Origin of the sequence: Paracoccus kondratievae, assembly GCF_009301415.1 — a bacterium.
GTDB lineage: Bacteria > Pseudomonadota > Alphaproteobacteria > Rhodobacterales > Rhodobacteraceae > Paracoccus > Paracoccus kondratievae.
Genome location: NZ_CP045072.1, coordinates 2,129,690 through 2,144,286, shown reverse-complemented (window position 1 = coordinate 2,144,286; position 14,597 = coordinate 2,129,690). Strand labels below are relative to the sequence as shown.

General features: G+C 64.1%; 10 protein-coding genes. 4 read left to right on the top strand and 6 right to left on the bottom strand.

Features of this window, described 5'->3' with window-relative positions; genetic code table 11:
* Positions 1-22 precede the first annotated feature (22 nt).
* The 3 genes from F8A10_RS10700 to F8A10_RS10690 all read right to left on the bottom strand — a co-directional run bounded on the left by F8A10_RS10700 (position 23) and on the right by F8A10_RS10690 (position 3,817).
* Entirely contained in the window at positions 23-844 is an 822-nt protein-coding gene (locus tag F8A10_RS10700) for a 3'(2'),5'-bisphosphate nucleotidase CysQ (RefSeq protein WP_152367270.1), read from the bottom strand.
* Positions 831-2,183: a TldD/PmbA family protein gene (locus F8A10_RS10695; RefSeq protein ID WP_010391844.1), complete on the bottom strand. Its 1,353-nt coding sequence runs from the start codon at positions 2,181-2,183 to the stop codon at positions 831-833. Before F8A10_RS10695 ends, F8A10_RS10700 begins: the two co-directional genes overlap by 14 nt.
* A 95-nt stretch (positions 2,184-2,278) precedes the next feature.
* Positions 2,279-3,817, bottom strand: a complete 1,539-nt coding sequence (locus F8A10_RS10690) for a DUF2125 domain-containing protein (protein ID WP_152367269.1) — start codon at positions 3,815-3,817, stop codon at positions 2,279-2,281.
* A gap of 82 nt (positions 3,818-3,899) precedes the next feature.
* On the opposite strand from F8A10_RS10690, the gene F8A10_RS10685 reads away from it, so the two are divergent.
* Complete coding sequence (locus F8A10_RS10685; protein ID WP_152367268.1) at positions 3,900-4,520, top strand: enoyl-CoA hydratase/isomerase family protein; 621 nt, start codon at positions 3,900-3,902, stop codon at positions 4,518-4,520.
* Positions 4,521-4,604: 84 nt separating this feature from the next.
* On the opposite strand, the gene F8A10_RS10680 is transcribed toward F8A10_RS10685, so the two are convergent.
* The 3 genes from F8A10_RS10680 to ahcY all read right to left on the bottom strand — a co-directional run bounded on the left by F8A10_RS10680 (position 4,605) and on the right by ahcY (position 6,927).
* On the bottom strand, positions 4,605-4,946 hold the full coding sequence (locus F8A10_RS10680) for a DUF2853 family protein (RefSeq protein WP_010391836.1): 342 nt from the start codon (positions 4,944-4,946) through the stop codon (positions 4,605-4,607).
* 87 nt (positions 4,947-5,033) lie between these two features.
* Entirely contained in the window at positions 5,034-5,468 is a 435-nt protein-coding gene (locus F8A10_RS10675) for an HIT family protein (protein WP_152367267.1), read from the bottom strand.
* Between the two features lie 67 nt (positions 5,469-5,535).
* The gene (gene ahcY / locus F8A10_RS10670) at positions 5,536-6,927 is read right to left on the bottom strand and encodes an adenosylhomocysteinase (protein WP_010391833.1); all 1,392 of its coding nucleotides are present in this window, start codon (positions 6,925-6,927) and stop codon (positions 5,536-5,538) included.
* A 178-nt stretch (positions 6,928-7,105) separates the two neighbouring features.
* Here ahcY and F8A10_RS10665 point away from each other — a divergent pair, with 178 nt between their 5' ends.
* The 3 genes from F8A10_RS10665 to F8A10_RS10655 all read left to right on the top strand — a co-directional run bounded on the left by F8A10_RS10665 (position 7,106) and on the right by F8A10_RS10655 (position 14,504).
* Positions 7,106-8,029 carry a glucokinase gene (locus tag F8A10_RS10665; protein ID WP_152367266.1) on the top strand — a complete coding sequence of 308 codons (924 nt, stop codon included), beginning with the start codon at positions 7,106-7,108 and terminating at the stop codon, positions 8,027-8,029.
* A gap of 89 nt (positions 8,030-8,118) precedes the next feature.
* The gene (locus tag F8A10_RS10660) at positions 8,119-9,999 is read left to right on the top strand and encodes an autotransporter assembly complex protein TamA (RefSeq protein WP_085502028.1); all 1,881 of its coding nucleotides are present in this window, start codon (positions 8,119-8,121) and stop codon (positions 9,997-9,999) included.
* The gene (locus tag F8A10_RS10655; RefSeq protein ID WP_152367265.1) at positions 9,999-14,504 is read left to right on the top strand and encodes a translocation/assembly module TamB domain-containing protein; all 4,506 of its coding nucleotides are present in this window, start codon (positions 9,999-10,001) and stop codon (positions 14,502-14,504) included. Before F8A10_RS10660 ends, F8A10_RS10655 begins: the two co-directional genes overlap by 1 nt.
* Positions 14,505-14,597 lie beyond the last annotated feature (93 nt).

Genomic DNA, 14,597 nt, shown 5'->3' with positions numbered 1-14,597 from the left:
CGGCTCCGGCCTTTGGTCCTTTTTAGCTGCCGTGCGGCGGGGCATCAAGCTGGCTGCCTGAACGTCCTTTGCGTGGTGTCAAGGCGGCCAGCAACTGATCGTGCAGCGCGGGTGCTGCCACAACCAGCCCGTCGGTCAGCGGGCGCGCAGCGTTGAAATGCATCGGGGTGCCGGACAATTCGCTGACCGTACAGCCGGCACGGGCGGCGACAAGGCTGCCCGCCGCCACATCCCACTCCCAGGCCGGGCGGGTCGACAGCGCCGCGTCGAACTGTCCTTCTGCCACCAGGCACAGCCGCCAGGCCAGCGATGGTCGGAAACCACGCTTGAGCGGGGGCGTTATGCCGCGCCAATGCACCGGGTCTAGGCTGGGCTTGCCGGTCAGGACATGCGCGCCCTCGAAGCTGTGGGCCGAGGGCGCGATAGGCTGGCCGTTGCGCAGGGCCGGTCCCTCGGCCAAGGCGGTATAGGTGATGCCCATGGCTGGCAAATGGACCACGCCCGCCACCACCTGGTCGCCGCGCGCAAGTGCCAGCGCATTGGAAAACCCGGTCTGCCCGTCGATAAAGGCGCGGGTCCCGTCGATCGGGTCGATGATGAAACAGTACTCGGCCTCAAGCCTGGCCGGGTCATCGGTGCTTTCTTCGCTAAGCCAACCGTAATCGGGGCGTGCGCTGCGCAGCAGTCGCTCAAGATGTTCATTGACGGCCAGATCGGCCTCGGTCACCGGACCTGCACCGCCGTCCTTGTCCCAAAAGCGCGGTTCGCGCCGCCAGTAGCGCAGCGCGATTTCGCCAGCTTCATGCGCGGCTTGCTCCAATAGTGCAAGGTCACTCGCCGGCAACGGTCATCCCTTCGACCAGCAGGCTAGGCACGCGCATCGACCGCCAGTCATGCAGGTCATTTGCCGCAATCAGGCGCAGCAGCATGTCGCGCAGGTTGCCGGCAATAGTGCATTCATTGACCGGATAGGCGATTTCGCCATTCTCGACCCAGAAACCGCCGGCCCCGCGCGAGTAATCGCCGGTGGTGCCGTTGATCGAGGCGCCAAGCATTGAGGTGACGATCAGGCCGCGCCCCATCTCGCGGATCAGCTCTTGCGCAGAGCGGTCACCGGGGGTCAGTTCCAGATTGGTCACGCCGGGCGAGGGCGGGCTACCCGCCCCGCGCATGGCGCTGGCGGTCGACTCCATTTCCAGTTTGCGGGCCGTTGCCAGATCCAGCGTCCACCCCTGCAGGACACCATCCGCAACGATCAGCCGGGGCGCGGTCGCCAGCCCTTCGGCGTCAAAGATGCGGGATGAGCCATAGCGCGGCCGGTGGGGATCTTCGCGCAGGTCAAAGCCCTTGGGCAGCACCTGTTCGCCAAGCGCATCGCGCAACCAGCTTGCCCCACGTGCTACCGCAGCGCCATTCACCGCCGAGACCAGATGCCCGATCAGCCCCGACGCCACCCGTTCATCATACAGGATAGGAAAGGCTCCGGTCGGCGGTTTCTTTGCGCCGCGCCGGGCGACGGTGCGTTCAGCGGCCAGCCGGCCGATTTCCTCGGGCGAGGGCATGTCGGCGGCATGAACACGGCTTTCCCCGGCCCAGTCCCGCTCCATCGCCAGCCCTTCGCCGGTGATTGCAACTGTGGACAGGCTGTGGCCGCTGCGCCCATAGCCAGCCGAGAAACCGTTGGTCGCGGCCAGCCACATCCGGCGCTGCGAGTGGCTGGCGCCAGAGGATTCGATCTTGGAGATACCATCAACGGCAAGTGCTGCTGCCTCGGCGCGCAGCGCCAGTTCTTGCAGCTCTTCTGGTGTCGGCTCGCGGCCGTGATCAAAGAGGTCCAGCCCGCTGTTGTCGGTGTCGCGCGCCAGTTGCCCGGGTTCGGCAAGGCCCAGCGTATCGTCAACCGGAGCTTCGCGCGCCATGGCAACCGCCCGCGCGGCCATCTCTTCAATGGTGCGCTGTGAGCGGTCCGAGGCCGAAACGCAGGCCTGTCGCCCACCGATCAGCACGCGCAGGCCGATTTCGACCCCCTCAGCGCGTTCGGCATGTTCCAGATGCCCCCCCCGCACATCGACCGAGACGGCGGCAGCTTCAAGCGCCACGGCATCCGCCTGCTCGGCGCCCGCCTTGCGCGCCGCAGCCAGCAGCTGCTGCGTCAAAGTCTCGAGTCGGTCGAATTCTGACATGCGGTTCACCTTGTAAAATGAATGCGGGGGCGCGGACAATGCCCGACCCCCGCGAAAGCATCCCTCAGGGCGCGTCGGTGCCGCGCCGCGCGGGATTACTTGATTTGTTGGCCGTTGGCAAAGATCGAGCCGTCTTCCTTGAACTCAAGCTTGGTTTCCAGCTTGTCGTCGCCGACCGGCTTGGCAAACATGGCCATCATCATCCGCACGCTCATGGCCTGATCTTCGGGGATCAGCCCGATGGTGCTCAGCTTGTCGATCAGGCCGTTGACGCCTTCGTAGCTGGCGTTCAGTTCACCCACCGGGGTGGTCATGTCGCCGCTTTCGGGGGCTTTCAGCGCACCTTCGGCGTGGATCTTGGCGCCAAGCGCGTTCAGCGCGACCTGGTTGATGGTCAGGTCGATCGGTTCGAAGGGCGGCTCGTCCGAGGCCATATCGCCGGCACCCTCGTCGGAAGAGATGTCTGCGTCAGCCATCGTGGCCGGATCGAACAGATCCTTGATGACCTTCATCGTGCCGGTCACGTCGATATCCAGCGTGGCCGGATCGCGCGGCAGTTGACCCTGGGCGTCGAACAGGTTCCAGATCGCATCGCCAAGCGTCAGCCCGGTCAGCGAATAGGTGAACTTGAAGGGCTGCGCCTCGTCCGACTTCATTGCGGGCAGCTGAACGTCGAAACTGCTGCTTTCAATGGCGTAGTTGATCGGGAAGGGCAGGTTGCTGCTGGCCAGCTCGAAGGTGTTCGCATCGGTGCCGGCCTGATAGCTGACGCCTTCCGAGGACAGCGAAAAGCTGAAATCAAGGCCCTTGCCGTCGTATTTGCCCGAACCGCTGGTGGGCTGGTCGTACTCATCGGTGCCCGAGAATTCAAAGCTGACCGCCAGCGCACCGGCTTTGGCCAGACCGTTCATGGCAAGACCGGCTTTCAGCGCGGCATTCATGTCTTTGCTGATGTCGGCGATGCCGTCGGCGGGGACGACCATGTCGCCCGAGGTTGCGACGCCTTCGATGCTGCCGTCGAATTTGACATTCACGTCATCTTCGGACGTGATGTCGCCCGTAAAGGTGACCTTGCCGGTCTTGACGTCATAGTCATACTTTGCGGGGGTGCCTGCGACAAAGTGCATGGTGCCGACCGAATCCGCCAGGCCGATCTTAACGGGCAGTTTGGTTTCTTTATCTTCCGTCGTGATCGAGCTCAGGGTGATATCGATGGTCGGATAGTTGAGCTCATGCGTCATATCCTCGATCGCACCCGAGGTAACGGCGGTGTTGCCGGGCAGGTCGATGGTAAAGGGCAGAGCGTATTCCGTGCCCTCGGGGTTAACGCCATGCACCTGGCCGGTCATCTGATCGGCATAGACGGTGCGGACCTTGCCATCGCCGATATCGCTCAGCACGATCTGGGGAATGATGAGGTCAACCCGTCCTTCCGGAGTGCCACCTTTGACGGTGATTTCGGATACGGTCAGCGTATCGCCAGCCGCCTCGCGCTTGCCTTCGGACACGCTATAGCCAACCGACTGATAATACTCGACCCAAGACTGCCAGACCTGTTCCGGGGTTACATCAGCAAAAGCCGGAGCAGTCATGGCGGCCAGTGCCAGGGCGGAGCTTGTCAGTCGCAGGTTCATTTCTTAACACCTTTCAGGGCGAGAACAGATAAATAACGCCACCCGGCTTCTGCCACAACCAGCGCCCGGGGCCAAGGAGGGAATGATGGTTATCAGTGAATTCATTGACGGAATTGGTCGCATCATCATTTCGCGCCCAGCTAAGGCCAACTCTTTGACCGGCACGATGCTGGCCGAGCTGACGGCTTCATTCGATGCGCTTGCTGCCCGGCCCGACCTGCGCGCGGTGATCCTGACCGGCGAAGGCAAGGTCTTTTCCGCCGGTGCCGATCTGGATGAGGCGCGCGCAGGCCTTGCCCTTTCCCCCGAGTGGGAGCGCCTGTCGTCCCGTGTCGCCTCGATGCCCTGTCTGACCATCGCGGCGCTGAACGGCACGGCGGCGGGCGGTTCGCTGGGCATGGTGCTGGCCTGCGATCTGCGGCTGGCGGTGCCTGAGGCAAAGTTCTTTTACCCCGTGATGCGTCTGGGCTTTTTGCCGCAGCCAAGCGATCCGCAGCGGTTGCGGGCGCTGGTCGGGCCGTCCCGGGCCAGAATGATCCTGATGGCCGGGCAAAAGATCCCCGCCCCGGAGGCCCTGGCCTGGGGGCTGGTGGATCGGCTGGTCCCGCCCGAGTCTTTGCTGGACGAGGCCGCGGCGCTTGCAGCCGATGTTCGCGCCGCCAGTGCCGAGCAGGTGGTCGCGATCAAGCGTATGCTTGATTAAGGTGCCAGGTCGGCGCCCTTTGGGTCGCGCAAGGGCGGGCGGCCCTGCCCTTGCGGTTGCCGGCTTCTGACCCGTCAGGCGGGTTCAGGCATAGACCGACTGTTTGCCGAAATGCGTGCAGAGCATGTAATAGACGACCGCACGATATTTGTTGCGGTTCGAGCTGCCGTATTTCGCGATGACCTCGTCGATGGCTGAGGAAAGCTCGGGGCCATCGGGCAAGCCCAGCTTGTTGATCAGGTAGTTGTTCCTGATCCGCTCAAGCTCGGTCTTGTCCGAAGCAGCCACGGTTTCCGCATCCGCGTTATAGATCGACGGCCCGCAGCCGATGACCACCTTGGTCAACAGATCCATGTCGGGCGTAATGCCCAGCTTGTCCTTGAGATCGGCGGCATATTTGGCGATCAGATCGTCGCGCTTGCTCATGATTGTCCCCCTGGGGTTTGGTCCGTCCCAAGAGAAAGCCTAGCGCCGGTCCGACGAATATCAACAGAAACCGCGCGTTCGCGGCGATTAGCCGCCAAAGGCTGCCGCCAGCGCATCCGAAATTGCCGCGCCCTCATCGGCGGCAAGCTGCGGAGCGATCGCAAAATCCAGCACTCCGTCGCGCAGATAGGCCTGTGATGAGACGTCGTGTTCGTGGTGCATCGGCACGACATGGGCATGTGCATGGGCGACATGGATGCCGGTATAGAACAGCGCCACGCGCCTGACCGGGTAAAGCACCTTCATATGCCTGGCAAGGCGTTGCGCGCAGGTGGTGATGCGGGTGGCAAGCGCCTCGGGCAGATCCTCGAAGAAGGGGTGATGCTCTTTCGGGATGATCAGGCAATGGCCGGGGCGGATCGGGTGCAGGTCCAGAAAGGCAAGGATCTGGTCGTCCTCATACACGCGATGGGCGGGCAGATCGCCGCGTGCGATGCGGCAGAACAGGCAAGCGTCGGACATGCGGGCGGCCCCTCCTCCTCCCCGGCATTTGCGGGGCACGGCCCCTTTCAGGGCCGTGCCGGCAGTATCAGTAGCGGTAGTGATCCGATTTGAACGGACCTTCGGGCGTCACGCCGATGTAATCGGCCTGTTCCTTGCTAAGCTTGGTCAGCTTGACGCCGATCTTGTCCAGATGCAGGCGGGCAACCTTTTCGTCCAGCGCCTTGGGCAGGATATAGACGCCCGGAGCATATTCGCCGTGCTTGGTCCACAGTTCGATCTGTGCCAGTACCTGATTGGTAAAGCTGGCCGACATCACAAAGCTGGGGTGGCCGGTGGCATTGCCGAGGTTGAGCAGCCGCCCCTCGGACAGCAGGATGATGCGATTGCCCGAGGGCATCTCGATCATGTCCACCTGATCCTTGATGTTGGTCCATTTGTGGTTGCGCAGTGCCGCGACCTGAATCTCATTGTCGAAATGGCCGATGTTGCCGACGATGGCCATGTCCTTCATCCCGCGCATGTGCTCGATGCGGATGACGTCGCGGTTGCCGGTCGTGGTAATGAAGATATCAGCGGTCGAGACGACATCCTCAAGCAACACCACCTCGAACCCGTCCATCGCGGCCTGCAGGGCGCAGATCGGATCGACCTCGGTCACCTTCACCCGCGCGCCTGCGCCACGCAGCGAGGCGGCCGAGCCTTTGCCCACGTCGCCATAGCCGCAGACCACCGCGACCTTGCCCGCCATCATCACATCGGTGGCGCGGCGGATGCCGTCGACAAGGCTTTCTTTGCAGCCGTATTTATTGTCGAATTTCGACTTGGTGACGCTGTCGTTCACATTGATGGCCGGGAAGGGCAGCAGTCCTTTCTTGTGCAGGTCATAAAGACGATGCACGCCGGTCGTGGTTTCTTCGCTGACGCCGCGAATGGCCTCGCGCTGGCTGGTGAACCAGCCGGGAGAGGCGGCCAGCCGCTTGCGGATCTGGGCAAAAAGCGCCTCTTCTTCTTCGCTGGTCGGCGTGGCGATCAGGTCAGTCTCGCCCGCCTCGACCCGTGCGCCCAGCAGCACATACATGGTCGCATCGCCGCCATCGTCGAGGATCATGTTGGCGGTGCCTTCGGCGAACTGAAAGATCTGGTCGGTATAGGACCAGTATTCCGGCAGCGTCTCGCCCTTGACGGCAAAGACCGGGACGCCAGCCTTGGCGATCGCCGCTGCAGCGTGGTCCTGGGTCGAAAAGATGTTGCACGACGCCCAGCGCACCTCGGCACCCAGCGCCACCAGCGTTTCGATCAGCACGGCGGTTTGTATGGTCATATGCAGGCTGCCCGCGATCCGGGCGCCTTTCAGCGGCTTTGCTTCGCCGTATTCGGCGCGCAGGGCCATCAGGCCCGGCATCTCGGTTTCGGCGATATCCAACTCTTTGCGACCGAAATCGGCCAGGGCGATGTCTCGGATGATGTAATCGGTCATGGTGGCCTCGCGCATCTGCTGTTGGCGCGCCATAACATTCCCGGGCTTTGCCTGCAAACCGAAGCCACGCGGCAGGGGATGAAAGCAGGTCGCCAGATAGAGGTGTGAGCGCTAGCAGCCTGGCGCGGAATAGCCTAGAAGGCCCGCAGCAGACTGCGGCTAATGTATGGGGGCAGGCATGGCGATCCTGTTGGCGGATGTGGGTGGCACCAATGCGCGTATGGCGCTGGCGCGGGATGGGGCGCTGGATACGGGCGCGATCACGCGGTTTCGCGGCGATGACCATGCGACCTTTGACGACGTAGTTGTGAAATATCTTGCCCAGCAGGGCAGTCCCCGGATCGAGGCAGTCTGCGTTGCCGTCGCCGGGCCGGTCTGGGGCGATGAGGCGCGGCTGACCAACCGCGACTGGACCTTTTCCGAGGCGCGGCTGCGGGCTTTGTCGGGCGCACCGCGTGCCCGGCTGATCAACGACCTGATCGCGCTGGGCTATGCCACTCCGGCACTGGATGGCGAGGCGGCGGGCTTTCTGCGCGCCACGCCAAAGGGTGCACTGTCGAACGGTCAGCGGCTGGTGGTGAACGCGGGCACCGGGTTCAATGTCTGCGCGGTCAAGGTACTGCCCGAAGGCGGCATCGCCTGCCTTGAATCCGAAGAGGGCCACACCCGACTGCCGCAATCGGTGGCTGAGCCGCTGATCGCCGCCTTGGGCGAGGCGGGCCGCGCCATTGATTCGGTCGAGGAGCTGTTCGCGGGCCGCGGTCTTGCCCGGCTGCACAGTATGCGCGTGGGCCAGCCTCAGGGCCGGGCCGAGGCGGTGGTTGAGGCCGCCGCCCGGGGCGATGACATGGCCGAGGCGACGCTTGCCCTTTATGCGCGGCTGTTTGGCCTGTTCTGCCGCGAACTTGCCTTGCGGTTCATGCCGATGGACGGGCTGTTTCTGGCTGGCAGCGTGGCGCGTTCCTGCACAGACAGGTTCGGGATATTCGAGTGTGCTTTCCTGTCCGATCCGCTGATGGCGCGCATTCCGCAGGCCGTGCCCGTCGGGGTAATACGTGACGACATGGCCGCATTGCATGGCTGTCTGGCCGCAATCCGCTGAAATTTACCCTGAACGGGGCTGCTGCGCTGGATTTTGCCTCCACTCCCTGCGATGCTCTGGCAAAACGCCAGAAACAGGGCAGTCAGGCAATGAAAAGCTGGATCAGGGCAGGTGCAGTTGCCGCGGTCGCATTGAGCGCCGGCGCGGGGGTGGTCTGGGCGCAGTCCTCGGCCTCATCCTCGCCGTTTTCGGGCTGGTTCGGGCGCGGCGACAGGAACGCTTCCTCTCCGGTTCAGCTGGATATCAAGGTTAGTGGCGGCGACGACGATCTGCTCGCGGCGATCAGGCAGACCTCATTGCTGGTCAGCGCCCAGGACGAAGGCCGGGTGGCCGGACAGGATATGCTGGCGGCGGCGCGGGGGGATTATGCCCGCATCCTGGGGGTGCTTTACGATCAGGGCTATTACTCGGGCGTCATCGACATCAGGCTGGACGGGGTAGAGGCGGCAAGTATTGCACCGCTCGATGCGCCCAAGGCGGTGCGGCAGGTGGTTGTCTCGGTCCAGCCGGGGCCGCGTTTCCGCTATAGCCGGGCCGAGATTGCGCCGGTAGCACCCGGGACGGATCTGCCACGCGACTATCGCCGGGGTGAGATCGCCCGCACCGGCGATATGAAGAATGCCGCGCTGGCCGGGGTCGAGGGCTGGCGCAATGTCGGCCACGCCAAGGCGGCCGTCGCCGAGACCGAGATCATCGCCGATCACGTCGCCAATCAGGTGGACAGCCGCATCCATCTGGCGCCCGGCCCGCAACTGCGCTTTGGCAAGCTGACGATCCGGGGCGAGAAACGTATGGACCCCCGCCGTCTGCGCAAGATCGCAGGCTTTCCCGAAGGTGAGCGTTTCGACCCCGAAAAGCTGGAGGATGTGCGCAAGCGCCTGCGTCGCTCGGGCGTATTCTCGGCCATCACCCTGACCGAATCGGATTACATCGGTCCCGGAAATACGCTGGATGTCGACCTGCTGGTGACCGAGCAAAAACTGCGCCGTCTGGGCGCGGGTTTTGAATATTCCAACACCGACGGCCTGTCGCTGACTGGCTACTGGATCAACCGCAACCTTTTCCGCGGCGGCGAGCGGCTGCGCGTCGATGCCAGCATATCGGATATCGGGGGGGATACCGGGCGGGATTACAGCCTTGGGCTGCGCATTGACCGGCCCGCGACCATCACCGCCGATACGACCGGCTATCTGATTGCCAGGGTCGATAGCCTTGAGGAAGAGGATTACGATCTTGAATCCGGCACCTTCGGTCTGGGCTTCACCTGGATTCCCAGCGATGAGCTGACAGCCGATATCGCCCTGCAATACCGCGCCCTTAAGGTCGATGACGACAGTGGGCGCACGAATTTCCGGCTGCTTGCGCTGCCCGCCTCGGTCACCTGGGACAAGCGGGACGATACAACCGATGCCAAGCGCGGCTACTGGCTGTCGGGCGGGATCACCCCCTTTGTCGGCCTGCGGGATGGGACCGGCTCGGGCGCGCAGGTCGTTGCCGAAGGCCGCACCTATTACAGCTTTGGCACCGATGACCGCTTTACGCTGGCAGGGCGCGTGCGGCTTGGCACCGTCGTCGGCCCCGAGATCGAAGAGACACCGCGCGACTATCTGTTCTGGTCTGGCGGCGGCGGCACGGTACGCGGCCATTCCTATGAATCGCTTGGCGTTGAGGTGATCGAGGGGCCCGAGGGCACCGTCAAGACCGGAGGCATGTCCATCGTCACCCTGACCGCCGAGACGCGTATCCAGATCCGCGAACGCATCGGTCTTGCCGTCTTTGCCGACGCTGGCCGGGTGTGGGAGGACAGTGCCTGGTCCGGTGCCAGCGGCTGGCAGGCGGGCGCGGGTGCGGGCATTCGCTATCGCACTCCGGTCGGGCCGCTGCGCTTTGACATCGCTACACCCGTCGGCGGCGGCGATGGCGATGACGGCGGGGTGCAGGTTTATATCGGTCTGGGGCAGGCGTTCTGATGCGTGATCTGGTTTATCGTCTTGCGTTCGCGCTTTGTCTGGCGCTGACCGCCCCGCTGGCTGCCTTGGCGCAGGACAGCGCCGCCGAGATCTCGCAGCAGGTCGAGGACGACAAGGGCTTTATCACCCGGTTTCTTGAGGAGAAACTGTCCGGTGCCGGGCGGCAGGTGGTGATAGACGGTTTCCGGGGTGCCCTGTCCTCGCGCGCGACCTTTGACCGCATGACCATTACCGATGACGACGGCGCGTGGATCACGCTGGAAAACGGCGCGATGCAATGGACCCGCTCGGCGCTGCTGGCTGGCCGGGTCGAGATCGACGAGCTTTCGGCCGAGCGGGTGATCCTGCCGCGCCTGCCCGGCGGCGGCGAAAGCGCGCCCCGGGCAGAGGCGCGCGAATTCTCTTTGCCCCAGCTGCCAGTGGGCGTGAATATCGACCGCATCGCCATCAGCCGGGTCGAGCTTGGTCAGCCGGTGATCGGGCAAGAGGCGGTGATCGCCATAGACGGTTCGATGAACCTGTCGGGCGGCGAGGGTGAGACGAAACTAACCATCAATCGCGTGGACGGGCCGCGCGGCGAATTCGCGTTGGATGCAGCCTTTTCCAACGAAACCCGGGTTCTGCGCCTTGACCTGAAACTGGACGAGGACCGCGACGGTCTGTTCGTCAACGCGGTTCAGCTGCACGACCGTCCCGCTGTCGCTGCCGAGATCGCGGGCGAAGGGCCGTTGGCGGATTTCAACGCCAGCATCAAGCTGGCAACTGACGGCCAGCCGCGTGTGACCGGCACTGTCTCGGTCGATTCGGTCGAGCAGAGCGGTGCGCCCGGCACCGCCTTCCGGGCCGAGCTTGGCGGCGATGTCGCTGCGCTGGTTCCGCCCCAGCACCGCGCCTTTTTCGGCAGCCAGTCCAAACTGTTGGCCGAGGGCTGGCTTGGTCAGGATGGCCGGCTGGTCATTCCTTCGCTGCAAGTGGCGACCGATGCTTTGCGCGTGGACGGAAACCTTGCCACCACCAGCCGGGGTGCACCTGAAAGCGCGCATCTGACACTGCTTTTGGGACAGGACGCAGGTGCGGCCAAGTTGCCGGTGCTGTTGCCCTGGGCCGACAAGCCGACAACGGTTCGTTCGGGCAACCTGCGGCTGGATTACGACGCAACGCAGGGCTCGGGCTGGGTGCTTAAGGGCGTGGTGGGCGATATCGCCCGTGACGATGTCTCGCTGTCCGAACTGCGCGTGGATGGTCGTGGCCGCGTCACCCTGACGGCCGAGCAGGCGCTTGAAGAGGTGCGGGGCTGGGTCGCCTTTGGCATGGACGGCCTGACCCATTCCGACCCCGGTCTGGCGCAGGCGATGGGTGATACGCTGAACGGCGGTCTGAACTTTGCCTTTACCCCCGGCAATGCGCTGCGGCTCTGGGGCATGAACATCAACGGCGCGGATTTCGGCTTCAAGGGCGAGGCGACGGTTTCGGGTCTGCGCACCGGCATTACCTTGTCGGGCGACATTACCGCACAGCACCGCAATATCGGGCGCTTTTCGACCCTGGCCGGGCGCGAGGTTGGCGGCACGGCTGACGCACATATCAAGGGAAGCTATGCCCTGCTTGGCAAAGGTTTTGATGTCGAGGCGCAGGTCCTGGGCAACAATATCAGCGTTGGACAGGAACATGCCGACCGGATGCTTTCAGGTCAGTCGCGGATCGGGCTTAGCGCGCGGCGTGACACTTCGGGCATCAACCTGCGCAAGCTGACGGTGAACGCACAGAACCTGACGGCCGAGGCGCAAGGGCGGCTGGACAGCTATTCAAGCACGCTGACCGCGACCATCGACATGCCGGATCTGTCGGTTGCCGATCCGAACTTTGCCGGCAGCGTCAGGACCGAGGCTCGTGTGACCGGAGCATCGGGCGCGCGCAAGATTACCCTGACCGGCAAGGGGCAGGATCTGGTCACCGGCATGGCCGAGCTTGACGGCGCCCTGAAGGGTGAAACCGACCTTCTGGTCGAGGCGGTTGAAAAGGGCGGGAATTTTGAGGTTCAGACCCTGCGGCTGAGCAACCCCCAGCTTGACGCGCAGGGGCGCGGCAGTTTCGCGCCGGGGACGATGGATGCGACGCTGAACTTCTCGGTTCCTGATCTTGCGGTGCTGGGCAACGGCCTGTCTGGTGGGCTGACGGCCGAGGCCACGGCGGTCGAACAGGACGGCGCCCGCCGGATCGAGCTGACCGGGCGCGGTACCGACCTGCGTCTTGGCCAGAAGGATGTCGAAGGCGCGCTGACCGGCGTGACCGATCTGCGCCTCTCGGCTGAGCAGCGCGGGGATGAGATTACTGTCCACGATTTCAACCTGACGAATGAACAGATGCTTGCTTCGGCGCGCGGGCGCATTGCGCCCAGCGGCACTGACATGACCGGGCAGGTCGATGTGAAATCCCTGGCAAGTCTTGGCCGGGGCTGGCGTGGTGCGCTGACCGCGCAGGGCAGCTTTAAGGATGACGGGACCGGCGCGCGGTTGCTGGACGTGACGGGCACCGGAACCAACCTGTCCTTTGGTCAGACGCAGGTCGATGGCGCGCTGGCGGGCGAGACAAGGCTGGTTCTGCGCGGTGTCGAGCGCGGCGGCGTTCTGGCGATCGAGACGGCGACGGTCGAGAACCCGCGCCTGCATGTCGGCGCCGAAGGCCAGCTGGGCAAGGGCGCGACCGATCTGACTGCGACCCTGCGCGCCGATGACCTGCGGTTCCTGGGCCGCGGTTTCCGTGGTGCGGTGAATGCCACAAGCCATGTTGTGGACGAGCAGGGCGGCGGGCGGCAGATCACCGCGAATGGTTCGGCCCGGGGGCTGGGCGTTGGTAATCCGCAGGCCGATGCCGTCCTTGCCGGCGAGACCCGCTTTGATCTGGCCGCCGCACAACGCCCGGATGGCAGCCTGACTGTCAGCCGGCTGCGCGCTGGCAACGGCCAGTTCAGCATCACCGGTGACGGCAACCCGACCGAGGGGCTTAATCTGGATGCCAGGCTGAACAATCTTGCGCTGCTGGTGCCCGGGTTCCCCGGCCCGCTGACTGTGGCCGGGCGTATCCAGAACACCGGTCGCGCCTATGATGTGAACCTGACGGCGACGGGACCGGGCAATACGCAGGCGCGGATAACCGGTTCGGCGGCGACGGACCTGTCCACTGCCGATATTACAGTCAATGGCAATACCAATGCTGCTGCTGCGAACCCCTTCCTGCGTACCCGCTCGGTCGAGGGGCCGTTGAATTTCGACCTCCGCCTGAACGGGCGGCCGGGACTTGAGTCCCTGTCGGGCCGGGTGGCGCTGACCAATGGCCGACTGGCCGAGCCGCGCTTTGGGCTGGCGGTGGCTGGCCTGAATGCGAATGCTGATTTCAACGGCGGCCGGATCGACGTGAATGTGCAGGGCGCGGTCGAGGCGGGCGGGACGATCACCGTGACCGGCCCAGTCAATCTGACTGGCAATCGCCAGATGAATCTGGATGTACGGCTGGCGAATGTCGTGTTGCGCGACCCGAACCTTTACGAGACACGGGTGAATGGCACGATCAACGTCGCGGGCATGCTGGGACAGGGGCCGATGGTTTCGGGCCGGATCGACGTCGGCACGACCGAGCTGCGCATCCCCTCGACCGGGCTTGGTGGGGCCAAGGCTATCCCGGATATCATCCACCGTTCGGAACGCCCGCCGCAACGTCAGACCCGCGCCAAGGCCGGGCTGCTTGAATTCCCCAGCGAAGCCTCGCGCGAGGCGGGGATGGCCGCGCCTCCGGCAACGCCCCCGGCGCATCCGGCACAGTTCGATCTGCTGATCTCGGCTCCTGATGAGGTGTTTGTCCGCGGTCGCGGCGTCGATGCAGAGCTGGGGGGCGAGATCCGCCTGACCGGCAACGCCCGCCAGCCCATCCCCATCGGCGAACTGGAGCTGATCCGTGGCCGCGTCGACCTGCTGGGTAAGCGTTTTGACATGACCGAGGGTCTGATCGAACTGCAGGGCAGCCTGATCCCGGTCATCCGGCTGGTTGCCCAGACACAGCAAGACGATATCACCACCCGCATCATCATAGATGGTGAGGCGCAGGACCCCGAGATCACCTTTGAATCCTCGCCCGAGATGCCGCAGGAAGAGGTGCTGTCGCAGCTTTTGTTCGGCCGTGGCCTCGACAACATAAGCGCCTTGCAAGCCGCGCAACTGGCAAGTGCCGTGGCAACGCTGGCCGGGCGTGGCGGTGAAGGGATCGTCGGGCGGCTGCGCGCCTCGACCGGTCTCGACGATCTGGACCTGACGACGGATGATCAGGGCAAGGTCTCGGTCAGGGCGGGCAAATACCTGTCCGAGAACCTTTATACCGATGTGCAGGTCGACGGTGACGGCAAGACCAAGCTGAACCTGAATCTTGATGTCTCCAAGACGCTGACCGCGCGTGGTTCGGTGGATAGCGAGGGCGATAGCGCCATCGGCCTGTTCTACGAACGCGACTACTGATCCCATCCCTTTCGTCATTGTGGCGAGGGGGACTTGAAACTCGCGATCTATTTAATTAGCTGGCTAATGAAATTGTTTCAGCCAGCCCTATGA